The 24588-nt window shown below is 37.5% G+C and carries 27 protein-coding genes and 1 riboswitch; of the genes, 10 read left to right on the top strand and 17 right to left on the bottom strand.

All coding sequences use genetic code 11. From position 1 onward, the window contains the following. Positions 1-121: 121 nt before the first annotated feature. On the top strand, positions 122-253 hold the full coding sequence (locus KUV80_RS02065) for a YqzM family protein (protein ID WP_222461024.1): 132 nt from the start codon (positions 122-124) through the stop codon (positions 251-253). Between the two features lie 39 nt (positions 254-292). Here the strand turns inward: KUV80_RS02065 and KUV80_RS02060 are convergent, their stop codons facing one another. From KUV80_RS02060 to KUV80_RS18570, 3 genes are all read right to left on the bottom strand, one after another. Continuing rightward, complete coding sequence (locus KUV80_RS02060; RefSeq protein ID WP_222461023.1) at positions 293-2515, bottom strand: DNA internalization-related competence protein ComEC/Rec2; 2223 nt, start codon at positions 2513-2515, stop codon at positions 293-295. A gap of 68 nt (positions 2516-2583) precedes the next feature. Beyond that, positions 2584-3039 carry a ComE operon protein 2 gene (locus tag KUV80_RS02055; protein WP_222461022.1) on the bottom strand — a complete coding sequence of 152 codons (456 nt, stop codon included), beginning with the start codon at positions 3037-3039 and terminating at the stop codon, positions 2584-2586. Between the two features lie 69 nt (positions 3040-3108). Next, the gene (locus tag KUV80_RS18570; RefSeq protein ID WP_222461021.1) at positions 3109-3723 is read right to left on the bottom strand and encodes a helix-hairpin-helix domain-containing protein; all 615 of its coding nucleotides are present in this window, start codon (positions 3721-3723) and stop codon (positions 3109-3111) included. Positions 3724-3823: 100 nt separating this feature from the next. Here KUV80_RS18570 and comER point away from each other — a divergent pair, with 100 nt between their 5' ends. Next, positions 3824-4660, top strand: a complete 837-nt coding sequence (comER, locus tag KUV80_RS02045; protein WP_222461020.1) for a late competence protein ComER — start codon at positions 3824-3826, stop codon at positions 4658-4660. Positions 4661-4726: 66 nt separating this feature from the next. Here comER and KUV80_RS02040 read toward each other — a convergent pair whose 3' ends face one another. From KUV80_RS02040 to KUV80_RS01980, 13 genes are all read right to left on the bottom strand, one after another. After that, positions 4727-5758, bottom strand: a complete 1032-nt coding sequence (locus KUV80_RS02040; protein ID WP_222462231.1) for a ribonucleotide-diphosphate reductase subunit beta — start codon at positions 5756-5758, stop codon at positions 4727-4729. A gap of 10 nt (positions 5759-5768) precedes the next feature. Continuing rightward, complete coding sequence (locus KUV80_RS02035; RefSeq protein WP_425308023.1) at positions 5769-8012, bottom strand: ribonucleoside-diphosphate reductase subunit alpha; 2244 nt, start codon at positions 8010-8012, stop codon at positions 5769-5771. Positions 8013-8121: 109 nt separating this feature from the next. Beyond that, positions 8122-8320, bottom strand: a riboswitch (cobalamin riboswitch). A gap of 69 nt (positions 8321-8389) precedes the next feature. Then, positions 8390-9175 (bottom strand): 3-hydroxybutyrate dehydrogenase, encoded by a 786-nt coding sequence (locus KUV80_RS02030; protein WP_222461019.1) that lies wholly within the window; start codon positions 9173-9175, stop codon positions 8390-8392. A gap of 27 nt (positions 9176-9202) precedes the next feature. Beyond that, positions 9203-10597, bottom strand: a complete 1395-nt coding sequence (locus tag KUV80_RS02025) for a GntP family permease (RefSeq protein WP_222461018.1) — start codon at positions 10595-10597, stop codon at positions 9203-9205. Between the two features lie 325 nt (positions 10598-10922). Then, entirely contained in the window at positions 10923-12299 is a 1377-nt protein-coding gene (locus KUV80_RS02020; protein ID WP_222461017.1) for a sigma-54 interaction domain-containing protein, read from the bottom strand. 105 nt (positions 12300-12404) lie between these two features. Continuing rightward, complete coding sequence (locus KUV80_RS02015) at positions 12405-13145, bottom strand: class I SAM-dependent DNA methyltransferase (RefSeq protein ID WP_222461016.1); 741 nt, start codon at positions 13143-13145, stop codon at positions 12405-12407. Continuing rightward, positions 13145-13513: a ribosome silencing factor gene (gene rsfS, locus KUV80_RS02010; RefSeq protein WP_222461015.1), complete on the bottom strand. Its 369-nt coding sequence runs from the start codon at positions 13511-13513 to the stop codon at positions 13145-13147. The genes KUV80_RS02015 and rsfS overlap by 1 nt, the downstream gene beginning before the upstream one ends. A gap of 14 nt (positions 13514-13527) precedes the next feature. Beyond that, positions 13528-14100 carry a bis(5'-nucleosyl)-tetraphosphatase (symmetrical) YqeK gene (gene yqeK, locus KUV80_RS02005; protein WP_222461014.1) on the bottom strand — a complete coding sequence of 191 codons (573 nt, stop codon included), beginning with the start codon at positions 14098-14100 and terminating at the stop codon, positions 13528-13530. After that, on the bottom strand, positions 14093-14671 hold the full coding sequence (locus tag KUV80_RS02000; protein WP_222461013.1) for a nicotinate-nucleotide adenylyltransferase: 579 nt from the start codon (positions 14669-14671) through the stop codon (positions 14093-14095). Before KUV80_RS02000 ends, yqeK begins: the two co-directional genes overlap by 8 nt. A gap of 13 nt (positions 14672-14684) precedes the next feature. Continuing rightward, positions 14685-14975 (bottom strand): ribosome assembly RNA-binding protein YhbY, encoded by a 291-nt coding sequence (gene yhbY / locus KUV80_RS01995; protein WP_222461012.1) that lies wholly within the window; start codon positions 14973-14975, stop codon positions 14685-14687. A gap of 2 nt (positions 14976-14977) precedes the next feature. Next, complete coding sequence (aroE, locus tag KUV80_RS01990; protein WP_222461011.1) at positions 14978-15805, bottom strand: shikimate dehydrogenase; 828 nt, start codon at positions 15803-15805, stop codon at positions 14978-14980. Positions 15806-15820: 15 nt separating this feature from the next. Then, positions 15821-16924, bottom strand: coding sequence for a ribosome biogenesis GTPase YqeH (gene yqeH, locus KUV80_RS01985; RefSeq protein WP_222462229.1), 1104 nt, complete (start codon positions 16922-16924; stop codon positions 15821-15823). Beyond that, positions 16921-17436: a YqeG family HAD IIIA-type phosphatase gene (locus KUV80_RS01980; protein ID WP_222461010.1), complete on the bottom strand. Its 516-nt coding sequence runs from the start codon at positions 17434-17436 to the stop codon at positions 16921-16923. Before KUV80_RS01980 ends, yqeH begins: the two co-directional genes overlap by 4 nt. 409 nt (positions 17437-17845) lie before the next feature. Between KUV80_RS01980 and KUV80_RS01975 the strand changes: the two genes are divergently transcribed. Beyond that, a complete protein-coding gene (locus KUV80_RS01975; RefSeq protein ID WP_222461009.1) occupies positions 17846-17989 on the top strand; it encodes a sporulation histidine kinase inhibitor Sda in 144 nt (47 codons plus the stop codon). An 8-nt stretch (positions 17990-17997) separates the two neighbouring features. Here the strand turns inward: KUV80_RS01975 and KUV80_RS01970 are convergent, their stop codons facing one another. Continuing rightward, entirely contained in the window at positions 17998-18234 is a 237-nt protein-coding gene (locus KUV80_RS01970) for a hypothetical protein (protein ID WP_222461008.1), read from the bottom strand. A gap of 362 nt (positions 18235-18596) precedes the next feature. On the opposite strand from KUV80_RS01970, the gene KUV80_RS01965 reads away from it, so the two are divergent. From KUV80_RS01965 to pssA, 7 genes are all read left to right on the top strand, one after another. Beyond that, positions 18597-20939, top strand: coding sequence for a Na+/H+ antiporter subunit A (locus tag KUV80_RS01965; protein WP_222461007.1), 2343 nt, complete (start codon positions 18597-18599; stop codon positions 20937-20939). Next, complete coding sequence (locus tag KUV80_RS01960) at positions 20939-21277, top strand: Na(+)/H(+) antiporter subunit C (RefSeq protein ID WP_222461006.1); 339 nt, start codon at positions 20939-20941, stop codon at positions 21275-21277. Before KUV80_RS01965 ends, KUV80_RS01960 begins: the two co-directional genes overlap by 1 nt. Then, positions 21270-22745, top strand: coding sequence for a Na+/H+ antiporter subunit D (locus tag KUV80_RS01955; RefSeq protein ID WP_222461005.1), 1476 nt, complete (start codon positions 21270-21272; stop codon positions 22743-22745). The genes KUV80_RS01960 and KUV80_RS01955 overlap by 8 nt, the downstream gene beginning before the upstream one ends. Positions 22746-22749: 4 nt before the next feature. Continuing rightward, positions 22750-23226: a Na+/H+ antiporter subunit E gene (locus tag KUV80_RS01950; RefSeq protein ID WP_222461004.1), complete on the top strand. Its 477-nt coding sequence runs from the start codon at positions 22750-22752 to the stop codon at positions 23224-23226. Beyond that, positions 23223-23513, top strand: a complete 291-nt coding sequence (locus KUV80_RS01945; protein ID WP_222461003.1) for a Na(+)/H(+) antiporter subunit F1 — start codon at positions 23223-23225, stop codon at positions 23511-23513. Before KUV80_RS01950 ends, KUV80_RS01945 begins: the two co-directional genes overlap by 4 nt. Beyond that, positions 23485-23838 carry a monovalent cation/H(+) antiporter subunit G gene (gene mnhG, locus KUV80_RS01940; protein ID WP_425308015.1) on the top strand — a complete coding sequence of 118 codons (354 nt, stop codon included), beginning with the start codon at positions 23485-23487 and terminating at the stop codon, positions 23836-23838. The genes KUV80_RS01945 and mnhG overlap by 29 nt, the downstream gene beginning before the upstream one ends. Positions 23839-24008: 170 nt before the next feature. Next, a complete protein-coding gene (pssA, locus tag KUV80_RS01935) occupies positions 24009-24554 on the top strand; it encodes a CDP-diacylglycerol--serine O-phosphatidyltransferase (RefSeq protein ID WP_222461001.1) in 546 nt (181 codons plus the stop codon). Positions 24555-24588 lie beyond the last annotated feature (34 nt).

The following is a 24588-nucleotide window of genomic DNA, read 5'->3' as shown; positions in this document are numbered from 1 at the left end:
TTGGTGACAACAATTAGAATCCTTGGTAAGTTTTTGAGAAAAGGCAGGGAAGAAAGCATTTTCAGTATGGATTTTTTAAAAATGATAACGTATACTAAGGATGGATTAGGAGGGTTGTCACATGAACCATTTCGAAAAAGATGTACAAAGCAAGCGTAACGACCTTATTGATTCCGGAGTTGGCTTTGTTGTATCCTTTGTCTTTTTTACACTTATATTTGCCATCGGAGTCATTCTTAAAGCAATTGCATAATACATAAAAAAGAGCCGAATATTGCCATTCGGTTCTTTTTTATTGCGCTGAAAATACTTCCATACCTTTTTTTCCAATATTAAATACGATATCTCCATGATGGTCTGTCCGAAAGACCCTTATACTCTTTTGCTTTAACCTGTCTATAATATCAAGATCTGGATGACCATACATGTTATTCTTCCCTACTGATACAACAGCATATTTGGGTGAAACACTTGATAAAAAAGAATCTGTAGATGAAGTCTTGCTTCCATGGTGGGCAATTTTTAAGATATCGGCATGAAGTTTATGATAGCCACTCATAATTTCTTTTTCTGCTTCTTTTTCAATATCTCCTGTGAACAAGAAAGAGGTATTGTAAATTTCCACCCAAAGTACAATAGAGCTATTATTGGTGGAAAATTTTTTATGGTTCGGATGTAAAACATGAAAACGAGCTTCTCTACCTCCCCAATTCATTCCTTTATGAAGATACATTAAATTGACGCCACGTTCTCTGCTTTCCTCTTCTATTCCTGTGACTAATTTATTCTTTTCCGTATTGAATGGCATAAAAAGGGTTTTCACCCTCATGTTTTCTAAAAGATGGATTACTCCTCCTGCATGGTCCATATCACCATGGCTTACAATCAACCCATCTAGCTTTCTAATCCCTCTTCCATTTAAAAATGGAATGACTGCTTTCTTCGTCACATTAAATTCTTCAATCTGTTTCTCCCACTCTTCCTTCTCAAATGTGATAGATCCTCCTGTATCTATGAGATAAACTTCTTTACGATGTGGCAATTCGATCAATATGCTGTCTCCTTGGCCCACATCGATAAAAGAAACAGAAGCATTAGGGTTAACATACGGAAGACTTCCATGCAAAAAAACAAGCAGCATAAAGGGAATTAAAAATGTAATATGGAATCGTCCACTGTTCTCCCATCTATAAAACAAATAAAGCAACGAGACATAGTATAAAAAGAAAAGCCACAGTGAAGGGCGACCCATCACAAGTGTTCCATCTAATCCTTGAACCAGTTCAAGAAATGAGGCTGCACCTTCAAAAAGATGCTGTACAGGCTTTCTGAGTATAGACGTAATAATTGGCATAGTCGAAGTAAATACAAATACTAATATTGAAACAGGGAATAGGATCATAGATACGAATGGAATGTAAATAACATTTATCGGTATTGACCAAAGAGAGAATGCGTAGAAGTGATAAAGAATAATTGGAATAGAAAACAGCGAGCACATAAACGATGTGATAAAAAGAAGAGGGATTGAAGATTTTAACTGAAAAATAGAGATTGACGTAATTAAAATGAAAGTCATTAAAAAGGATAGCTGAAAGCCGAGATCAAATGCTGCTAATGGATTCCAAAGAAGCATAACAATACATACCATTGAAAGCAGTACCGCTGGATTAAGCTTCCTGCCAAATGCTAAGAGAAGAAGTACGATTATCCCCATTATACCAGCTCGAACGATTGAGCTTTCTCCCCCCGTTAAGATGATGTATACAGGAAGAAAGATTATAATCATGAGGTAAACGATTTCTTTTACCATTCCCATTCTCACAAAAATGAAATAAAGAAAAAATGAGATAACACCAACATTAAAACCAGAGACTGCTAAGAGATGAGTCAATCCAAGATGTTGATAAGCTTCAAGAATATGAGGATCAATTCCCTCTCTATAGCCAAAAAGAAGAGCATTCATAAGACCTGCTGTATTTGCTGAAAAGTTTTCTTCCAATTGTTTAATGTTATTGTTTCTCCATAATTTTATCTTGAAAGTCCAACTGTTCGCATTCGTAGTTATACATTCACGGAACTCAAAATGAGAAGGTTCAAGGATCCAATATATCTTTTTGTTACGCAAGTACTCACTGTAATCCATGCCATAAAGTTGATTTTCTGTATCAGGCTTTTTTAAAGCTCCCTTCAAAGAACAATACATCGTAACTTTAAGATCCTTTAAGGCTTCTTTTTCAAAAGCTGATTTCATCTTGTAACGAACCATGATTATTTCCTCGTTCGTTTCAAGCTGAAAACTTATCATCTTACCTCTTATTTTTGGAATGGTGTCGACCACACCTTGAAAAGCTGTAGTGTCAGAGGAAAGCTTGGATTCATTCCACATTTCATACATGTTGGAATAAATAAAGAAGAACGGAAGAAGAAAGAAAACAATGAAGGATTTTCTTTTTAACTGAAAAACAATGACGATAACTAGAATTGCAACACATCCAACACTCGTTACCGTCATCTTTTTTGTAAGCCATACACCAGTTAACGAAGAAAGAGCACTGAGAACGGCATACCTAGGATTCATACTTAAGTGGAAATAAAAGCAGAAGGAGGAATTTTCATCTCAACTTTCTCAACGATCACTCCAGCATCTTTAAACTGTTCAATGCTATAAGGGTGATTTTTGTAATCCTCACCATAATAGATTTTCTTAATTCCGCTTTGAATGATAGATCGACAGCAATGCAAACACGGAAAATGTGTAACATACATCTCGGCACCATCTGTCGGCACTCCAAACTTTGAACATTGAAGGAGGGCGTTCATTTCAGCGTGGATGGTTCTTACACAGTGTCCATCGATTACGTAACAGCCTTCATCAATACAATGCACACCGCCAGATATTGAACCGTTATAACCCCCGGCAATAATTCGTTTATCTCTCACGATTGTAGCCCCTACTGCTAAACGGGTACACGTACTTCTTAACGCCAACAGCTGACTTTGAGCCATGAAGTATTCATTCCAGGAAATGCGTTCCAACTCATATCGCCTCCTTAATCTATACACTAAGTGTAGACTCACCAAAATAGAGGGTCAACAAAAACCCTACTAAAATTCTATTTTGTCTTTCCAATCTTCTATTGTTTTTTCTCCTATCCCCCGAACCTCTAATAATTGTTCAATGGATGTAAAAGGACCATTCTCCTCACGATAGGAAATAATACTCTCTGCCTTAGCAGGACCTACTCCACTCAGGTTCTGCAGTTCCTCACTATCTGCGGTATTAATGTTTAGCTTGTCACTGTTATTGTTTTGGGCATTTCCATTCTGATGGTTGAATTCTTCTCCTTTAGCGGCTACATAAATAATCATTTCATCTGATAGCTTTTGAGCCTGGTTTACAGAACGAGCTTCTGCTTCTTCTAAAAATCCACCAGCTTTCTTTATGGCATGCATGACTCGATCTCCGTTATTCATCTGATAAACACCAGGACTTTTAACACTTCCTTGAATATCGATCATAATAAATGCATGACCATCAGATCTCATATCTAGATCTTCCTGTTTTTTATTTTCTCGTTCAATGGGGATGGGGTTTTGAATAGGGTTAATTGGAATGTCAGGCTCGTTTCCCATTCTAATAAAAAGAAGGGTTCCGATTAGGATCAAAATGAACACACCTCCTGCAATCAACAAGTTTTGATGCTGCTTAACTTTCTCCACAATGGTCCACTCCTTTGTAAAATATAAAGATGAAACAGTACTAAATCATAAACAAGACATGAAGCGCATAGATTTTAAGGTAGAGGAAGGAGGTTCAGGTATGAAGATTGGAATTATCGGAACCGGAAATATGGGAAGCGTTCTCGTTTCTTCTTTCATCGAATCTTCAGCCATTTCCCCATCACGGTTGATGGTTACAAACCGCACCCTGTCCAAAGCGGAAAGGCTGCAGCATGCCTATCCAAAAATCAAGGTAGGGAGTACACCTGAAGAAGTGTTTCGGTTCGCTGACATTGTTTTTATTTGCGTAAAACCACATGAATTTTATTCACTACTATCTACCAATAAAAGTTATATCTCAAAGCATCAATTAGTCGTTTCTATTACAAGCCCTATTTCCTGCCAGCAGCTTGAAGACCTGTTAGATTGCAATATTGCAAGAGCGATTCCGAGCATAAACAATCGAGCACTTTCAGGGTCTTCACTCATTTCTTTCGGAAGCAAATGTCATCCTGACTATCGAGAAAAACTGCTTTCATTAATGACTTGTATCTCAACACCTATTATTATTGATGAAAATATTACCCGGATTTCTTCGGATATCGCTAGCTGCGGCCCTGCATTCATGGGATATTTTCTGCAATGCTTCATCAATAGTGCTGTCGAAAAAACAGACATCACGAAAGCCCAAGCTACACAGATTGCAAGTGATATGATTATCGGAATGGGAAAATTACTTGAAAAAGAAGTATATACACTGCCAACTTTGATCCAAAAGGTGTGTGTTAAAGGCGGAATTACGGGTGAAGGGATCAAAATATTAAGTAACGAAGTAGATGAAGTGTTTGATCATGTTATTCAAAAAACACATGAAAAATATTATGAAGAGTGCGAGAAGGTAAACCGGCAATTTGAAGTAAAAGAAGAACTTAAGTAAAACGTTTTATATTCACTCATTATAAAAGAAAGATAAGAAAAAAGCCGGAATCAATTTCCCGGCTTTTTATAGTTCATCAAACCCATTTTCATCAGATACCTTAGTATATTGTCTTGATTTTTGTTCAAAAAAATCACTTTTTCCGGAATTTACATCAGAATAAGCTTTAATCCATGGAAGAGGATTCTTCTTGTGTTCTGGATATAGTTTTTCAAATCCAAGTTCGTTTAATCTTTTATTTGCCATAAACTTGATGTACGCTGCTAAGTCGGTTTCATTAATCCCTTCAAACGCGTCTCCAATAATATACTTGCTCCATTTTATTTCAAGTTCTGCGGCTTTTTGAAAGGTTCGTTTTGCAAAAGCATCCAGCTCTTCGTTTTGAAGATGTGGATTTTCATCCAATACTGCCTTAAACACTTTACAGAACAAGTAAACATGAAGCTGTTCATCTCTGTTGATATAATTGATCATCGTTGAAGTGGATACCATCTTTTGATTTCGGGCTAAATTGTAAAAAAAACTAAAACCGGAATAAAAGTTTAATCCTTCTAATATCACATCAAAAATGATAGATTTTACAAATGTCTCCGGTTTAGGATTTTCTATGAATTCTTTATATCCTTGCACAATAAAATCATTTCGTTCACGTAAAACAGTGTCCGTTTTCCAATATTCAAAGATTTCATCTTGTTTTCGTTTCGGGACTAAAGATGAGAGTACATAAGAGTAGGACTGATTGTGAACAACTTCTTGGAATGATAGAGTTGCCATGAGCGCAGAAAGACTTGAATCTGTCAAATAAGCCGCAACTCTGCTTGAATAATCTGTTTGGACACTATCTAAAAACGCAAGCAGACCAATTATCTTATTAAACGTATCTTGTTCCTTTTCTGTTAGGTACGTATATTGTTTACTGTCACTTGACATGTTGATTTCAAAAGGTGTCCAAAAATTAGCTAGCATGTTTTTATATAAAGGATATGCCCATGAGAATCGGACATCATCCCAATTTAAAATATTCGAGCTGCGTCCATTAATGACTCCGGTAGATGCATTCGGCGCATCAGCATCATAAATTTCTCTTTCAATAAGCATTACTTGTTCATTAACTTTCACAGCTTTCACATCCTTCTAACTCTATTGCTGTTGATCTCGTGTAATAGGTTGTCTTAAGTCCTTTTTTAAAGGCAAGCATGTGAAGTTCTAATAGCTCCTTAGCTTTAATGTCATGATTGACATATAGATTAAAAGAAATTGACTGATCAACATGACGTTGTCTAGCTGCATTTTGCAAGATACTCCATTTTTGGTCAATTTGAAAAGCTGATTTATAATACCACGTCGTTTCAGCATTTAAATCAGGTGCCGTTACAGGAATTTTATAGTTCTTTTTCTCTTCAGAATAAAATTTCTTAAACACCGGATCAACACTAGGTGTTGAATTTGCAATGATGGACGTAGAAGAGTTAGGTGCAATTGCCAACAAATAACCGTTTCGAATTCCGTGATGAGTTACTCTTTTTTTCAAGTGCTGCCATACTTCTGATTCATATTTACGTTTTACAAAATAATCACCCGATTGCCAGTCAGATCCTGAAAAAGCTTGGTATTCACCTTTTTCCTCCGCCAGATTACAGCTTGCCGAGATTACATGATAGTTTATCGTTTCATAAAGCTGTTCTGCATAGCTGACCGCTTCTTCACTTTCCCACTTTATCCCTTGTTTTGCGAGTAGATGATGCCAACCGAACGTTCCCACACCTATTGCTCGGTATTTTTTGTTGGTGAGAACAGCTTGAGGTACATCGATACGATTAAGATCAATAACGTTATCAAGCATTCTGATCTGTATATCAATCACTCTTTTCAATACATTATCACCAACGACTTTCGAAAGCGACAGGGATGATAGATTGCAAACAACAAAATCACCTGGAGACTTTTTGATAATAATTTCCCCATCTACCGCCTCTTCTGAAATAACCGTTGTTGCAGACATGTTCTGCATAATTTCGGTGCATAGATTAGATGCATAAATCATCCCTTTATGACGATTTGCATTTAACCGATTCACTGTATCTCGATAGAACATAAAAGGAGTTCCTGTTTCTAGCTGTGATTTCATTATTCTTTTCATGATTTCAATTGCTGGAACACATTTTTTTGTCAATCTAGCATCATTTACACATTCCGCATATCTTTCTCTGAAACGACCTTTCCCTTTTGTCTCGTCATAATAATCTTCGAGTGAAAACCCCATCAGTTGTCTCACTTCATGAGGATCGAATAAATACCAATCTTCACGTTTCTCAACTTGTTCCATGAAAAGATCGGGTATACAGATTCCTGTAAAAAGGTCGTGTGTTCTCATTCTTTCATCGCCATTGTTTAATTTCGCATCTAAATACTCCAATATGTCTCTATGCCAAATATCAAGATATACTGCGATTGCACCCTGCCTTTGCCCCAGCTGGTCAACAGAAACGGCAGTATTGTTTAATTGTTTCATCCAAGGGATAACTCCTGAAGAATTTCCTTTGTACCCTTTTATATCAGATCCTCTTGATCTTATTTTCCCTAGATAAATTCCAAGTCCGCCGCCCCCTTTTGAAACGGTTGCCGCATCTGTATTTGAATCAAATATGCCGCGAAGACTATCATCAATCGTATCAATAAAACATGAGCTTAGCTGTCCATGCCTCTTTCCCGCATTTGCCAAAGTAGGCGTAGCGACAGTCATATAAAGATTAGAGAGAGCCCAATATGCTTCTTTAACCCGTTCCATTCTAAAAGAGTGATCTTCATTTTTCATTAAGAAAAGAGAGATTATCATCCATCTTTCTTGTGGAAGTTCATACAGCTCGTGACCGAATCCTTTAGCTAAATAGCGATCAGTAAGCGTCTTTAACCCGATATATGTAAATAGCTCATCTCTTGAAGGGTCAATGAACTGCTGTGCCATTTCTATTTCTTCTAATGAGTATGAATCCGCTATCGAAGAATCATAAATTTTAAGCTGTACTAATTGTTGTATAAGACCATTTAGATTTGAATAAGGGGAAATAACAGCTTCTCCCCTGTTCGATGACACTTCCTCATACAATTGCTTTAGATAAATACGTGCAGCCAGGAATGTCCAGTTTGGCTCCTCCACACTTAAAAAATTTAACGCTTCCATCGTTAACAGGCGATAAAGAGAACCTTTTTCATTGCTCTTGTTCTCTAATTCTTCTGCTCTTTTTAAAAAAAGTTCTCCATCAAGTTCAGGATACTCTTCAATACATTCTCTTAACCATTCCCCGAGAGAAGAGACCGTTACAACATGATTCATATTCATCCACTCCTTCATAAAAATAAAAAACCCCTCTTCGACAGGAAGAGGGAAAAAGGAACGAATAAAAACAACAAGACGATCACTTGTGGAATGTATCGTTCTTTCTCCCAATCCCCGAGGAAAAGAAAACAGGAGTATTCAGGCAGGTCTACTGGCTATTGCTTCGTCCTACTTTGGGCCTTCCCATATAGCAGCCATTTACTAGCCGATCTATACAGTGGCAATTCCATTTCGTCCACAATTACAGTTGCGGGGACAGCTTCGGTTTTTCACCGAATTCCCTATTAAGCCGATATGTCGGCGCCTGAATTCTCCATATATAGTTTTGTATTTAATACTTTGACACTAAATATAGTGAATGTCAATTGAAAATTAGGAAACTGACTCTCTTTTTATTGGGCAACATATCCACCATCAATGACGATTGCTTGCCCTGTAACGCCTTTTGCTTTTTCACTGCATAAAAAAATCGCATAATCTGAAATCTCTTGCACTTCTAACAATCTTTTTTGAGGTACTAACGGATAAATTACCTCTTCTAACACTTTTTCAAGTTCTACATTTCTAGTTTTCGCTAAATCTTCGAGTTGACCTCTTACAAGTGGTGTATCCACATATCCTGGGCATATAGCATTTACTGTAATTCCATGCTCAGCACCTTCTAATGCAGCCACTTTTGTTAAGCCGATCACTCCATGTTTTGCACTATTATAAGCAGCTTTACCTGCGAATCCGACTAAACCATTTATTGAAGCCATATTGATGATTCGGCCAAAGCCCTGTTTTTTCATGATCGGAAAAACATGTTTTGTTGCCATAAAAGGGGCCGTCAGCATTACATTAATCAGCTGCTGAAATTTTTCTGTTGGAAACTCTTCTAAAGGAGAAACGTATTGTAAACCAGCATTATTGATCACAACGTCAATCCGATTGAACCGGTTAACCGTTTCGTCCAAGGCAGAAGTCAATTCCTGTTCATTCGTAACGTTACAACCTAATCCGATAACATTGTAACCTTCGTCTTTAAGCTTTTCTGCAGATTTCTTTGCTCTTTCATGATCCAGATCACTTATCACTACATTTGCTCCATTTTCTGCAAATGATTTTGCAAGTTCAAGTCCTATCCCGCTTGCTGCACCTGTTATAAATACCACCTTATTTTGAACGAATGATTCCACAGATAACCTCTCCTTTAAGCTAAGATTTTAAACAATTCCAAACATATAATATAAGCCGATAATGACAAATACTGCTGTTGTTTTTATAATTGTCATAGCAAAAATATCGATATATGCTTGCTTATGTGTTAGTCCTGTTACAGCTAAAAGAGTAATGACTGCACCATTATGAGGAAGTGTGTCCATCCCACCACTCGCCATGGATGCGACACGGTGAAGTACTTCAGGGCTGATTCCTAGCTTATTCGCCTGTTCTATATACGTTTCACTCATTGTTGCAAGAGCAATACTCATCCCGCCAGAAGCTGAACCTGTTATACCAGCTAATGTTGTTGTAGTTACCGCTTCGTTAACTAAAGGATCTTTTATTGTATCAGACATCGCTTTGTTTACAGCAGCAAATCCAGGCAACGCAGCGATTACTCCTCCAAACCCATACTCAGATGCCGTATTAAGAGTTGCTAGCAATGCTCCGCCGATAGATAAGTTGATACCTTTGTTAAAGTTGCTCTTGATCCTTTTAAAGGAGAATAACAATACCGTAACAATACCGATAATTAGAGCTCCTTCAACCGCCCACACAGCCGCAAGTGTAGGAATTTGGATTTCAGGAACATTCTTCATGCCAATCGCTGAGAAATCAAACGTTTTCCCATAATATTTTGGGATTAACACTGTAAACCATTTATTGAATACCCCTACTAAAATAAGAGGCAGAATCGCAATAAAAGCGTTTGGCAAGTTCTCTGATTCTAGCTTTTCCGGTTCATTGCTATGACCCGTTCCATAACCTTCTCCTTTTGCGGCAGCTTGTCTGCGTCTCCATTCCAGATAAACCATACCTAGAATAAAAACAAATAGCCCCCCAATAAACCCAAGCGTAGGTGCTGCCCAAGTTGTTGTACCGAAAAAGGAAGTCGGAATAATATTTTGGATTTGAGGACTTCCCGGAAAAGCATCCATAGTAAAAGTAAAGGCTCCTAGTGCAATCGTTCCAGGAATAAGCCTCTTTGGAATATCAGCTAGCTTAAATAGCTCGGCAGCAAACGGATAAAGTGCGAATGCAACAACAAACAACGACACTCCGCCATAAGTAAGGATAGCCCCTACTAAAACGATAGCCAGCATCGCACGTGAAGCCCCGATCAGCTTAATCACAAATTGTGTAATTGATTTTGCGAACCCAGACATCTCGACCACTTTTCCAAAAATAGCACCTAATAAAAACACAGGAAAATACAGCTTGATAAAGCCAACCATCTTTTCCATGAATACACCTGAGAAAAAAGGCAGTACGTGACCTGGTTCTGTTAACAAGACAGCAAACAAGGCAGCGATTGGCGCAAATAAGATAACACTGAACCCTCGATAAGCTACAAACATTAAGAAAAATAATGATAATAAGATAATAATAATGTCCAATTTCATTCCCCATTTCTAAAAAATACTTTTTGTACCAATGATGATAAATAACTCACCATTGTTAAGCGCTTACATTTTAGAAGGTATATCTCCTCTGATGACACTTGTGTAAGATGTTGCAAGTTTTGTGCCAAGTTGAAAGCAGGCTATATACCTTTTATTTTTTTATTTTTTTCCGAAAAATCGGAAAATTAGATAAGTGCTATGCACATTATACTTTTATTTCGCTAAAGAGCACGAATGAAAGGGCTTATCCAAAGTGTTTAATACAATTCAGACTCCCTTCCGAAAATCCGGAATGGTTTTCCGTTTTTCCGGAATTCTATTAATTTTGATACTTGATGTTATATTTTTTTATTTTATCATAAAGATTTGTTTTACCGATTCCAAGCACTTTGGCTACTGCCATAATATCACCGTTCATTCTCTCAAGATGAGTTGATATTACTTTTCTCTCAGTATCTTGAACATAATGTTTTAAAGATTTCTTTGTTTCACTAAGACCTAACTTTTCTTTTAAAAAATCAGGCAAAGCGTCTAAATATAATTGATCACTTTCCATAAGCTGAATTGCCGCTTCTACGAAATTTTTAAGTTCTCTGGCATTTCCAGGCCAAGTATATTGTAAAAACGCTTCTTTTACATCTTCATTTATCTTCAGAATGCGTTTACCTGTCTCAGCACTTATTGATTGAATAAAACTTTCTGTTAATGGCCATATATCGTTTTTACGTTCCCGAAGAGGCGGAATATGAATCTGCAAAACATTAATACGGTAAAACAAGTCTTCTCGGAACTTCTTTTCGTTTATCAGCTGTTCAAGCGGACGGTTTGTAGCTGCTATCACTCTTACGTTCACTTTTTCAGAGCGGATCGATCCAACTGGTTCAATCTCTTTTTCCTGAAGTACCCGAAGAAGTTTAATCTGCATGTGCATCGGAAGATCTCCAATTTCATCTAAAAACAATGTACCACCATCTGCCAGCTGAAATTTACCTGGTTTACCGCCTTTTTTTGCACCTGTAAAAGCACCTTCCGCATAGCCGAACAGTTCAGACTCAAATAAGTGTTCGGGAACGGCTCCGCAATTTATCTTAATAAACGGCTTACCGCTTCTTTCGCTTAATTGGTGTATGCTATGTGCGAGCAATTCCTTCCCAGTTCCACTCTCACCACGAATCAACACAGACAAGTCTCCGCTAGCAATATTTTTTACGCGCTCTTTAATTTTTTCTACTTCTGAAGACAATCCCGCAAAATCATTGAGCGTATAAGCTGCTCCGTTTATGTCGTGCCATTCTTTTTTATAAAAATCAAGTTCATGAAGCAGCGCTTTTATATGGGAGTTCATTTTTTTCCACTGTTCAGTATCACGGAATATGACCGTCCCTACTGCACCAATTACTTTTCCTTCATGCATAATCGGAATACGATTCGCTATCATGTAATTTCCTCTAATGTACTGAAGGTCTGCAATCTCTACCTTCCCTTGTAGTACTGCTTTATGCATGCGTGTATTCTCAATTACATCCGTTACGTGTTTTCCAATGACTTCAGAAGGGTTTTCACCTAGAAATTCACAATACGTTTTGTTCATGTATTCCACGAATCCCCCATGATCCACAACAACAATCCATTCATATGCGCTATCAATAATGGTTTCTAAAATTTGATGTTTTAACAACGGGTCATTACTCAACATGTTAATCACACACCTTCACAGTCATGTGTTCCAAATAAACTCTTCCATATTGTATCCTACAATGGAGATATAAAAAAGACAGCACAAGGCTGTCTGTTAGAAACGCTATCTCATTTTTGCAGCAAACAATATTCTTTCACTAAATGGATGAGGAGATTCTGGTAAAAAGTCAGCAGTTATATCAATCACATCAAAGTTGCATTCATTGAGCCATATTACGTAATCATCAACCGGAAATGTTCGTTGTATATGAACTTCATCATACCGTTCATACAATTCTCCGGTTTGAACAAAAAAGCTTAATTCATGTTCTACACTGTTTTGTAATTCACCTTCAAAACACTGCCATATATACGACAATTGTTCCTCATTACTCCCAAATGTCTGACCTGTAAATACATTTTTGATTTTATGTATAGAGTGAACATCAAATAATAGCAATCCATTTGTTTCTAAATGATTCTTAGCTGAAAGAAAAGTCCGTTTCACATCTTCTTCCGTTGTTATGTAATTAATAGAATCACACAAAATCGTAACACAATCATATTTCCCTAGTCCCTCAAGCTCTCTCATATCCTGCTGAAAAAGGGAAAGCTGTACTTTTTCTTGATCTGCTTTTTCTTTTGCCACTGTTAACATATCTGAAGATAGATCAACACCTGTTACGTCAAAGCCCTCTTTTGCTAATAAAATAGGTAATGAACCTGTTCCGCAGCCAATATCTAAAAATCGTTTAGCGTCTGGATAATGATTTGAAACAACAGTCTTAATAAAAGATAGCCAATCAGTATATGGGGCATCATCCATTAATTGATCGTAAAGGTAAGCAAATTGCTGATAACTCATTACATGTTTTCCTGGTGTTCGAGAATGGCATCAACATCGATTAAAGTTGCGTCTCCCCATAGCTTTTCTAAATTATAATAGCTTCGGTCATCACGGTGAAAAACATGTGCCACAACATTTCCTAAGTCTATAAGAACCCACCTTGCGTGGTCAAACCCTTCCATTCTGCGGACTTGAATATCATTTTCTAATGCTACATCTTTTAACTCTTTAGCGATCGCTTGAACTTGTTTTTCTGAATTACCATGACAAATAACAAAATAATCTGCGACCAATGAAATTCCTTCCATGTGTAATACTGAAATATTTTCGGCTCTTTTATCATCAGCCGTTTTGACTACTAGTTCCATTAGTTCTTTTACCTTCATTCAGTGCACTCCTCCTATTTTTTTCGTCTTATTTCTTCCTGTAATCCATTGTATGTTTCTATCGTTAACGGATAGATTTTCTGATTTTGTTTCATTAGGAATTGAACGGTGTTTTTCACAGCCAATAAACATGCCTCATTTAAGTTCCGTTCGGCCGCATCCCTTACTTCTTCAACTCCAGGGAATTGTCGATTTGGTTCAATATAATCTGCTAAAAACACTATTTTTTCCAATTGCGACATTCTTCCATTACCTGTTGTATGATAATAAATTGCACTTAGTATTTCCTTATCGTGAATTCCTGCTTCTCTCTTCACTAAAATAGAACCAACAGGCGCATGAAGCAATTCATTTCCAAAATCTAATAGATCCAGCGGTAGGCTCTCATCGATAACAACTTGCTTCATTTCTTCTTTTGGACGAAACTTCGCGTAATCGTGAAAGATAGCTGCAAGTTCGGCCTTCTTTAGATCAGCACCGTATTGCGCAGCTAGGCGCAGGCTTGATTCCATTACCCCCAATGTGTGGACATACCGATGCTCCGTCAACTGTTTTTTTACAAGTTGTAAAGCTATTGCTCTATCCATAAAGGTGATGCTCCTTCACATGCTTCCAAACTTCATCAACTACATAGTACCGGAAATTTTGTCCGGCTTTTGCCTTGGAACGAATCATAGTTGAAGATATCCCGATATAAGGTACTTCTACATGTTTAACCTTATACCTTTCCCATTGTTGATCAACAGGGTACCCTTCCCTATTAATACCTGCGAAATGTACAAGATGTTTCAATTGATCAATTTGGTGCCATGTACTTAAAGAATGAACCATATCTCCGCCCATAATAAATGTAAAGGATACATCAGGGAATTTATTATTTAAAATGCGAATCGTATCAATAGTATATGAAGGTCCGCTTCTCTCAAACTCAAGTAAAGAAATGGAAAATTGATTATTCTTAGCAATCGTTTTCTCCACCATCTGTATTCGGTGCTCATCCGTAACCTCTTGAACCTTATTTTTATGAGGAGGCTTAGAGGTTGGCATCCACCACACCTCATCAAGATCTAATTGCTTTAATGCTTCTTGCGCAATAACCAGATGGCCGAGATGAGGAGGATTAAAGGTACCGCCAAAAATCCCTATATGTTTGTTCAATTCCATTCACTCCTTATGGGAGTTCAATGCGTTTTTGATTAATTGATTCTTTATAAAGCACAATCGTACTTCCGATCACTTGCACCAATTCGGCTTTTGTACCTTTAGATAGTACTTCAGCTACTGTATCTTTATCTTCATCACAGTTTTGTAATACACTTACTTTTATTAATTCTCTTGCTTCAAGGGCCTCGTCGACCTGTTTGACTAAATTTGAGTTTACTCCACCTTTACCTACTTGAAAAATAGGCTGGATATGATGTGCCTTTGAACGCAAAAAGCGCTTTTGTTTTCCTGTTAACATAATTACCTCCTAAGTTGATTAATTACTGAGTCTTTCATTTTGTCCGTGTCGGGAAAAGTGCCTGTCCATTTTTCGAAAGCCATCGCTCCTTGCATAACGAGCATTGACACTCCATTATCGATAATAGCACCATTACCTTCTGCGATCTTTAGCCACGTTGTTTGCAGCGGATTATAGACGATGTCACAAACGACTGCTCCTTCTTTTAACCGATCTAATTGTAACGGCATATCTTTTATATCCGGGAACATACCTGCGTTTGTCGTATTGATCAAGACATCAAACAAAGCAAGCTTACTCTCTGCATTAGCTAAAGATATACCTTCTACTTCTTTACCATTTAAATCGTTGACTAAAAGAGATAACCTCTCCTCTGAACGGTTAGCAATGGATAAATGTTTCGGATTTTCTTTTAAAAGGGCGTATGCGATCGATCTCGCCGCACCGCCTGCTCCAATGATCAGGACATTCAGTTCGTCCAATGATTTTGTAAGTTTTTCTTTTAAGCCAAGCAAAAAACCTTTTCCGTCCGTGTTATAGCCGATTAATTTTCCATCTTGATTGACAACGGTATTCACTGCACCGATTTCTTTTGCTTCTTCGTCAATATCATCTAAGTATTGCATAATCGTGACTTTATGCGGAATGGTTACATTAAACCCAGCATATTCACTTTCTCTCAAAGAACTTACGAAAGGTCCTAATTGTTCTGGCGTCACTCTTTTTTTCTCGTATTGACCTTTAATGTTCAATTGCTTAAATGCTTCATTCTGCATAATGGGGGACAACGAATGTTCAATTGGATCCCCTATAACGAGCACTTTAATCATTTTAATGGATCCTCCTTAGATTAAGGATTTTCGGACCGTAACTGAAACCCCTTCTGGTGCATAAACGGCTACTTTAGCTCCTGCTTCCGGGAAGGTAACCCATCCTAAACCAGAGATCACAATATCCGTTTTACTTTCCTTAACCATCCATTCATAGCGTTTTAATGCGGGAAAGTTTGTAACATCTTCAGGCGGGGCCAGCATTTCGCCTAAGTGTTTTTCGTAGAGCTCATCCGCTTTTTCTGTCTTTGTTCTGTGGATATTTAAATGATTTGAAAAATGACAAACGAAAGATTGTTTTCCGCCTTTTATAAAATCAACTCTAGCAAGACCGCCAAAGAGAAGGGTCTGCTGTTCGTTTAATTGAAACACCATTGGCTTAATTTCTTTTTTAGGCATGATGATACTTAATTCTTTTTTGGACACATAATGAGCCATTTGATGATGATTAATAATACCAGGAGTATCATACATATGACTTCTTCCATCTAAAGGAACGTCGATTAAATCTAGTGTTGTACCTGGAAAATGGGAGGTGGTTATGAAATCAGCTGTTTCTTCACCAAACTGCTTGATTAAACGGTTGATAAACGTAGATTTCCCTGTATTTGTACAACCTACTACATAAACATCTCTACCTTGCCGATAATGATCGATGCTCTCTGCAAGCTCTTCTATTCCATAGCCTTTTTCGGCAGAAATCAACTGTACATCAATGGGCTTCAATCCTAATTCTGAAGCTTCTTTTTTCATCCAATGAATCACTTTGTTGGGATTTACTGATTTCGGAAGCAGATCAAGCTTATTTCCAACGAGTAAGATGGGATTCTTACCAGCATATCGATGAAGTCCAGGCAGCCAGCTCCCATTAAAGTCAAAAATATCAATGATTTTTACAACAAGAGCGTCTACCTCTCCTATACTTGAAACAATTTTTCGATAATCATCATCTGATAAACTAACATCTTGAATATCATTATAGTGTTTTAAACGAAAACAGCGCTGACAGATAGGAAGCTCTTTTGTTAAAGCTGAAAGAGGTGCATATCCGAGCGCTTCTTTATCTTCTGTTTGTATGGAAATACCGCAGCCCACACATTTAACTTGTTCCAATCCTATTCCTCCCAATGAATCATGCCTTTTCTCTTCATCCAAGAAAGTATGATTCTTTCCAATTTACGATTAAACCTTGTCCAAAATCCGTCACTGCTTGCAACAGGTACGACTAAAATCGTATGTAATCCTAATCTGTTACCTCCAAGAACATCGGTCAGCAGCTGATCTCCAATTACAACAACCTCTTCATTCTTCAGCTTCATGTCTAGTAATGCACGTTTAAAAGCCTTATTCATCGGCTTTCTCGCACTATAGATAAAAGGGATCCCTACAGGATCTGAAAAGCTTTTCACTCTATGCTGTGTGTTATTAGAAACAATCGTTATTAAGATTCCTTTTTCTTTGATAGATGTGAACCACTTTATTAGTTCGGGAGTGGCTTCAGGTCTATCCCATTCAACAAGCGTATTGTCTAAGTCTGTTATTATTCCTTTTACTCTACGTTCAACTAACATTTCCGGTGTAATGTCCAATATATTTTGAACATGCTGATCCGGCAAAAAATGTTTTAACATTCTAGCACCTCTTCACATTTCCTAATGACCGTTTCTATTTTACCAGTAATGTAAGGAAGAACAAACGGTTTTTCTGCTTAATTAGACAAAATAACAGGTTTTTCTTCATCGCTAAAAAACTTTTCGACAAATTGTTCCCCTACTCAACAATGTGGATAATCTTATACACAATATTCACTTAGTATTCTGTTAACTTTTATAAAGATGTTAACATTTTACCCACAACTTATCCACCAAACACTGTGGATAAACGAACGATTGTTCTATTTTACAATACATGGTAAGCTTCAAAGTACATAATTCAATAACTTATCATTTTATGACTTCCATAGCATATTTAGAATAGCAAGCTCAGAGAAATATTTAAAAAAACAGGAGGTGACCAAGCCGCTTTTAAAACGGCTGTATTATGGAAAAACTTTCGGACGACCTGTTAATTGAATCTTATTTAAAGGCAAGAGAACTTCAACTAAGCAAAGACTTCATAACCCTAATTAAAAAAGAGATTGAAAGAAGATCGTTGCATGTCAAATTACAGCAAGTATTAATGTAGAGCGTACTTTACGCTCTTTTTTTTGTTTTCACGAGCTTTTGTGCTTTCCGATAATCACTTGGTGTAAATGTAACCTCAACAGGTATCTTCCATTTATCTTCCCAATACTTTTGATAGTATTTACTTATCGCTTCTCCGTCTTTCCGATGGTAAGCTTTTATCTTAATAGCTACAATGTATTTTTTATTTTGCTTGATCACAATCGCGTGCTTGACTAGAGCGTTCTCCGTAATTTCCTTTTTCATTTCATCCCCTAGTGAGGAAGTTGAAAAAACCCCTGTCTCAGAAAAACTTATATGCTTTCTATAGTATTCTCTCGGTTGAAATACAGGGCTATCCTTTTCCTTTCGATAAACAGAATCATTAAAACAACCTGTTAATTGAAACAAAACAAGAAGTATTACGTATGTATGCATAAGTCTCATTTACAATCACCTCTCAAATAGGTTAGGTATTTTTTGGGAAGGATATTCAAGAGTTTATGGAATTCAACAATTTGAGAAGGTTTTCGAGCAGTAAAGTATTTGCTAAATCGGAAAGGTTTTGCTTACAATGTAATGGACTATTACGATTATTCTTATGTTTTTAAGGAGGTTTACCGGTTTTTATGTTGCATATTTACATACTAATTCCTTTTTTAGCAGCGTTGGTGATCGGGTTAGCTGCAAAAAAAGTGAGCCGGATACATACTGGTTGGTTTGTTCTTCCTGTACCAGCCATTTTATTTATCATGTTCTGCTTAAAATTGCCAGTGTTAGCTGAAGGAAAAATTGTACAGAGTGTCGCGGATTGGATTCCATCATTGGATATCCAGCTAAGCTTTTATTTGGACGGGCTTAGTATGTTATTCTCCCTGTTAATAACGGGAATAGGAGCATTAGTTGTTCTTTATTCCATCTTTTATTTGTCACGAAAAGAACAGCTAGTCCATTTTTACGTCTATCTTCTTCTATTTATGGGCTCTATGCTCGGAGTAGTTCTGTCGGATAACGTATTTGTGTTGTACACGTTTTGGGAATTTACAAGTATTTCTTCGTTTCTGTTGATCGGTTTTTGGTTTTACCGTGATCGATCTACGTATGGAGCTCAGAAATCGATGCTTATCACCGTTTTTGGCGGTTTGTCTATGCTCGGTGCCCTTATTTTAATGTCGAATACAGCCGAGACAAATAGCATTCGAGTGATGATCGCTAATCGTTCTGATATTTTAGAAAGTGATCTTTTCGTCCCAATTTTAATTTTATTATTAGTAGGAGCATTTACTAAATCAGCACAATTCCCCTTTCACAGCTGGCTTCCTGATGCGATGGAAGCACCTACACCTGTTAGTGCATATCTGCATTCAGCAACGATGGTTAAAGCTGGTTTGTATTTAGTAGCTCGATTCTCACTAATCTTTAGCGGATCCGATGTATTTTTTATTCTTGTTTCTGGAATTGGCCTAATTACGCTCTGTTTAGGATCATTTCTCGCTTCAAGGCAAACGGACCTTAAAGGTATTCTTGCCTACTCGACGATAAGCCAGCTTGGTATGATCATGGCTATGCTTGGATTTGGAACAGGAGTGGCTATTCTTGCGGCTATTTTCCATATTTTCAATCATGCAACGTTTAAAGGCAGTCTGTTTATGATTGCGGGTATTGTTGATCATGAGACAGGTACGAGGGATATCCGAAGACTCGGGGGCCTTTATACATTCATGCCGATCTCTGCCACATTGGCTTTTATCGGGGCTTTTTCGATGGCAGGCGTTCCCTTGCCAATTTTTAACGGATTCTTAAGTAAAGAAATGTTCTTTGATTCTTCATTAAAGTTAGGACAGACGACAGGTTTTGCAGGTATGTTTGCAGAGTGGATCCCTATCATCGCGGTGTTGGGAAGCATCTTTACATTTGTTTACTCCATGTATCTTGTCTTTGGAACATTCATGGGGAAATCAAACGTAAAACAACTAGAAAAAAAACCGCACGAAGCACCTATCGGGATGCTTTTGTCACCAATTATACTAGTGGTGTTTGTCATATTAGTCGGGTTGCTGCCTAATCTAATCAATGAACCTATTTTAGCACCTGCTGCTGCAGCCGTTACGGGAGATTTGGCCATTACTCACCTGCAATTTTGGCATGGACTTAATGCGCCCTTTTATATGTCATTACTTGTTATTGGAATTGGTGCCGTACTCGCATTTACATTAAAAAAATGGCAGCCTGTTTATAACAGGATTCCTGGAAAATTTTCATCTGATCATTGGTATCAGTTCATGTTGAACGGATTACTAAAATCATCAAAAATCATAACAGGATTTCTTATGACAGGTTCACATCGCCTTTATTTATCTATCATTTTACTATTCATGGTAATATCAACGTCTGTATTTATGTACTTTACGGACGGTTTTAAGATTTCGTTTGATGACCTTGCTCCTATTACTTGGCCTGAAGTACTAATAGGTTTGGTGATGGCTGTAGCAGCGATTGCAACCATCTTGATGACTCAGCGTATTGCGGCTATTATTGTGATCGGTGTCGTAGGTTATGGATTATCACTCTTGTTTGTTTTCTTCAGAGCGCCTGATCTTGCTTTGACACAGCTTATTGTGGAAACAATCACCGTCGCCTTATTCCTGCTGTGCTTTGCGCACCTGCCTGCATTAAAAAAATCTGATAAAAAACCTTCTGAAAAGCTTGTGGATTTTATTCTTGCATCTTCAACAGGCGCATTATTAACGATTGTTGCTGTCTCTTCTCATAGTTCAAAATCATTTGAGACCATTTCGAAATATTTTGTCGATAATTCCTACAAACTTGGAGGAGGAGACAATATTGTTAACGTCATCCTTGTTGACTTCCGTGGGTTAGATACTCTTTTTGAAATTGCAGTACTTGGTCTTGCTGCTCTAGGCATTTATGCCATGATTAAATACCGGGATAAAGGGGACATGAATCACTAATGGAAATTCTTATGTCTATTCTTGCCGGAACTTTATTTGCAGCCGGCGTTTATCTTTTGCTTCAAAAACAATTATTAAAAATCGTACTAGGTACAGCGCTTATATCTCACGGCGCTCATCTATTTATTTTAACTATGGGGAAGTTAAACAGAGGTAAACCACCAATCTTGGTAAAAGGCATCGAGGACTATACAGACCCTCTTCCTCAAGCTTTAATTCTAACTTCTATCGTTATTAGCTTTGGGGTGACCAGCTTTTTGCTCGTATTAGCCTACAGAACATATCAAAGCAACAAGACTGACATGATGGATCAGCTAAGGGGAACAGACGATGAGTAATTTAGTATTCTTACCAATCTTTATACCTTTGTTTGTTGGTGCTCTGCTCATTTTCTTTAATGAAAAGCATTCACTAACATTAAAACTTTCATTTGTATCATTAGTCCTCAACTTTGGGGTGTCACTTTATTTAACTTTTTTTGTTTTCACAACCCATCCGCTAATCTTAGAAACAGGTGGTTGGAAAGCTCCATACGGTATCATTCTTGTAGCTGATCAATTATCAGTCATCATGATTCTTTCTGTTAACGTGATTGCAGGAGCTGCAGCCCTATTTGCATATAATACGGTTAGCCACAAGATGGTAAAGCATTATTTTTATCCGCTTTTCTTTTTGTTGATTGCTGGGGTGAGTGGTGCTTTCTTAACAGGAGACTTATTTAACCTTTTCGTCTTTTTTGAAGTGCTTTTGATGGCCTCATATGGACTGATCATCATAGGTGGTTCAAAGCATCAGTTTAGGGAATCTGTAAAATATATCCTGTTAAATTTATTTTCTTCTATTCTTTTTGTTACGACCGTTTCTTTTTTATATTCTGTAACAGGAACGGTTAATATGGCACAGTTAGGTCAACGGGTGGCAGAAATAGAACAAGAAGGGATTTTAACTGGAATAGCCATCCTCTTGTTTATTGTTTTCGCAACAAAAGGAGCTTTGTTTCCGTTGTACTTTTGGCTTCCAAAATCGTACATCGTTCCTTCTCCGGTTGTATCCGCCCTGTTTGGGGCACTTTTGACAAAAGTCGGCGTTTATTCGATGCTCAGGGTATACACCCTTATCTTTTCACACAAACTTGAGCTTACACACACCTTTTTCATATGGGTAGCTTCTATCACCATGTTGATAGGTGTCATCGGAGCTTTGTCAACATCAAACGTAAAGTTGATCATTGCATACAATATTATGCCTGCTATTGGTTTTATGCTCCTTGGAATCGGTACTTTCTCTCCTGAGTCGTTAGCTGGAACCATCTATTATTTGGTGCACGATATGGCGATCAAGGCCGCTCTGTTCTTTCTTGCCGGTCTACTTGTCTGGCATGCTGGTACTTCTAACCTAAATAAAATGGGAGGCTATATTAAATCTTCTCCACTCTTAGGGTGGATGTTTTTCATAGCTGCTCTCGTACTTGCAGGAATACCCCCATTTAGCGGATTCGTCGGTAAATATCTTCTTTTAAGAGGTGCGATGGACGAGGAACATTATATAGCAGCTGGTATCGGACTGTTATCCAGTTTATTGATTCTCTTTTCTGTTATCCGTGTTTTCATCGGTGCCTTTTGGGGTGAACTAAAAGAAGAACCAAAAGAAAAAGTGAACCAGCCTGGATTGATCGCATCTGGAATACTGATTTTTATTTCTATCGCTCTTGGTGTTGGAGCTGAGTGGTTCTACCCATATATTCAATCAGCGGCTGACAATCTTATCGATCCGCAAATCTACATTGATTTTGTATTAAAGGAGTAATCCCATGACTTTTCAACTTATTTTAAATTTGCTGATCGGCGTTATTTGGATGTTTTTATCTGAGAGCTACTCATTCGCAAGTTTTCTGGTTGGTTTTGTGATTGGGACAGCACTTTTGTTTCTTCTCAATCGATTTATACCAGACTCGTTTTACTTTAAGCAGGTTAAAGCGATCGGCTATTTAATTTTTCTATTTATTAAAGAATTAATTTTGGCCAATATAGAAGTTTTAAAATGGGTGTACAAGCCTAAACTTAATTTCCAACCTGGCATCATTGCATTGCCAATCGATGTTAAAAAGAATTGGGAGATCACCCTCTTGGCAAACTTGATCACGTTAACGCCAGGTACTCTTTCTGTTGATGTATCAAAAGATCAACGATTCATCTATATTCACGCGATTGACCTGCCTGATGTGAATGAAACCATTGTTGGAATTAAGGACACTTTCGAAAAAGCGATAAGGGGGGTAACGCGATGACAGATTGGTTTTCAATTGTTGTGTCGGTTTGTTTGTTCGTAACAACCATCTCTATCCTGCTTCTTTTATATCGGGCAGTGATCGGACCTTCAAATCCAGATCGTGTTGTCGCACTTGATACGATTGGTATCAATTTGATAGCCATTACTGGATTGATGGCTATCATCCTAGACACGGTTCAACTTAACGATATCATCTTGCTTATCGGTATTTTAACGTTTATAGCTACAGTTGCCGTTGCAAAATTTTTAGAAAAGGGTGTTATTATTGATCAAGATCGTGATTAGTATTTTCCTTATCATTGGCACCTTTTTTGTTTTCTCTGGAACGTTAGGTGTGCTTCGGTTTCCGGATGTCTATTCCAGACTACATGCTGCTACGAAAAGCTCGACACTCGGCGTTTCTGGGATATTGATCGGTTCATTTATCTATGTTTTATCAGACATGAACGTATTTAGCGGAAAGTTAATTCTAGGCATACTTTTTGTTCTCTTAACAGCACCAGTGGCAGGTCATATGATATCAAGAGCTGCTTACCGGACGGGAGTACCATTATCTGAAAAAACGGTATACAATCAACTGGAAGAAAATCACAAAATAAAGGAATCATAAACAACTTCCTCTTTCAATAGATATGGGTATGGCATATAATAAATAAAATGGTTATATAATCTTAAGCACACTACGTTAGCAGAAGATTAAAAGCCACATTGGTAGAGTTGATTTCTATATGTGCAGACTTAGCCAAATCTCCAGCTTTTTTCCATTTGAGGAGTGATCCAATGTTTATGATTGAAAGAGAGCGCATTGATTCAACGTTTAAGAAGGTTAAAGGACAGACCGCTAACTTCTTAACGTTGATCAACCTTTCACTTGGCGCTTTAGCTTTGTTATTTATGATTAACGGTGATTTAAAAATCGGCTTTATCTTAATCTTTTTGGCAGGATTGTTTGATCGTTTTGACGGAATGGTGGCCAGAAAGCTAAATATTGAATCAGAATTTGGAAAGCAATTAGATTCTTTATGTGATTTAATCTCATTTGGGATTGCGCCAGCATTTTTAATTTACCAAGCAGTTTTGCATCAGTTTGGTGTACCAGGCATGATCTTTACGATTATCTTCATCGTTTGTGGAGCTATTCGTTTAGCTCGTTTTAACATTACTGAATTCAACGGGTCATTTGTAGGCGTTCCGATCACGGTGGCAGGCTGCTTGATGGCTGCTGGTTACCTGACGATCAACTTCCTTCCAGGATTTTTTTATATGTTCTTAACAATCGGATTGGCTATTTTAATGATTAGCACGATAACCATCGAAAAAAGATAAAAAAGGAAACCGCATTATAAGCGGTTTCCTTTTT

Origin of the sequence: Fictibacillus nanhaiensis (genome assembly GCF_019801215.1) — a bacterium.
Taxonomy (GTDB): Bacteria; Bacillota; Bacilli; order Bacillales; family Fictibacillaceae; genus Fictibacillus; species Fictibacillus nanhaiensis_C.
The sequence above is the reverse complement of the archived record's forward strand: the minus strand, read 5'-3'. Positions and strand labels throughout refer to the sequence as shown.

Excerpts from the sequence above, each read along its gene's own strand:
- KUV80_RS02015 (WP_222461016.1), bottom strand. The coding sequence starts at position 13,145 with ATGAGTTATCAGCAATTTGCTTACCTTTACGATCAATTAATGGATGAT.
- comER (WP_222461020.1), top strand. The coding sequence starts at position 3,824 with ATGAAGATTGGAATTATCGGAACCGGAAATATGGGAAGCGTTCTCGTT.
- yqeK (WP_222461014.1), bottom strand. The coding sequence starts at position 14,100 with ATGGATAGAGCAATAGCTTTACAACTTGTAAAAAAACAGTTGACGGAG.
- KUV80_RS01970 (WP_222461008.1), bottom strand. The coding sequence starts at position 18,234 with ATGAAAAAGGAAATTACGGAGAACGCTCTAGTCAAGCACGCGATTGTG.
- KUV80_RS01980 (WP_222461010.1), bottom strand. The coding sequence starts at position 17,436 with ATGTTAAAACATTTTTTGCCGGATCAGCATGTTCAAAATATATTGGAC.
- KUV80_RS02065 (WP_222461024.1), top strand. The coding sequence starts at position 122 with ATGAACCATTTCGAAAAAGATGTACAAAGCAAGCGTAACGACCTTATT.
- pssA (WP_222461001.1), top strand. The coding sequence starts at position 24,009 with ATGTTTATGATTGAAAGAGAGCGCATTGATTCAACGTTTAAGAAGGTT.
- KUV80_RS02040 (WP_222462231.1), bottom strand. The coding sequence starts at position 5,758 with ATGCTTATTGAAAGAGAAATTTATGATGCTGATGCGCCGAATGCATCT.
- KUV80_RS01955 (WP_222461005.1), top strand. The coding sequence starts at position 21,270 with ATGAGTAATTTAGTATTCTTACCAATCTTTATACCTTTGTTTGTTGGT.
- yhbY (WP_222461012.1), bottom strand. The coding sequence starts at position 14,975 with ATGTTAACAGGAAAACAAAAGCGCTTTTTGCGTTCAAAGGCACATCAT.
- KUV80_RS02020 (WP_222461017.1), bottom strand. The coding sequence starts at position 12,299 with ATGTTGAGTAATGACCCGTTGTTAAAACATCAAATTTTAGAAACCATT.
- KUV80_RS02035 (WP_425308023.1), bottom strand. The coding sequence starts at position 8,012 with ATGAAGGAGTGGATGAATATGAATCATGTTGTAACGGTCTCTTCTCTC.
- KUV80_RS01960 (WP_222461006.1), top strand. The coding sequence starts at position 20,939 with ATGGAAATTCTTATGTCTATTCTTGCCGGAACTTTATTTGCAGCCGGC.
- KUV80_RS01950 (WP_222461004.1), top strand. The coding sequence starts at position 22,750 with ATGACTTTTCAACTTATTTTAAATTTGCTGATCGGCGTTATTTGGATG.
- rsfS (WP_222461015.1), bottom strand. The coding sequence starts at position 13,513 with ATGAAGGTAAAAGAACTAATGGAACTAGTAGTCAAAACGGCTGATGAT.
- KUV80_RS01975 (WP_222461009.1), top strand. The coding sequence starts at position 17,846 with ATGGAAAAACTTTCGGACGACCTGTTAATTGAATCTTATTTAAAGGCA.
- KUV80_RS02060 (WP_222461023.1), bottom strand. The coding sequence starts at position 2,515 with ATGACGGTAACGAGTGTTGGATGTGTTGCAATTCTAGTTATCGTCATT.
- KUV80_RS01965 (WP_222461007.1), top strand. The coding sequence starts at position 18,597 with ATGTTGCATATTTACATACTAATTCCTTTTTTAGCAGCGTTGGTGATC.
- KUV80_RS01945 (WP_222461003.1), top strand. The coding sequence starts at position 23,223 with ATGACAGATTGGTTTTCAATTGTTGTGTCGGTTTGTTTGTTCGTAACA.
- aroE (WP_222461011.1), bottom strand. The coding sequence starts at position 15,805 with ATGATTAAAGTGCTCGTTATAGGGGATCCAATTGAACATTCGTTGTCC.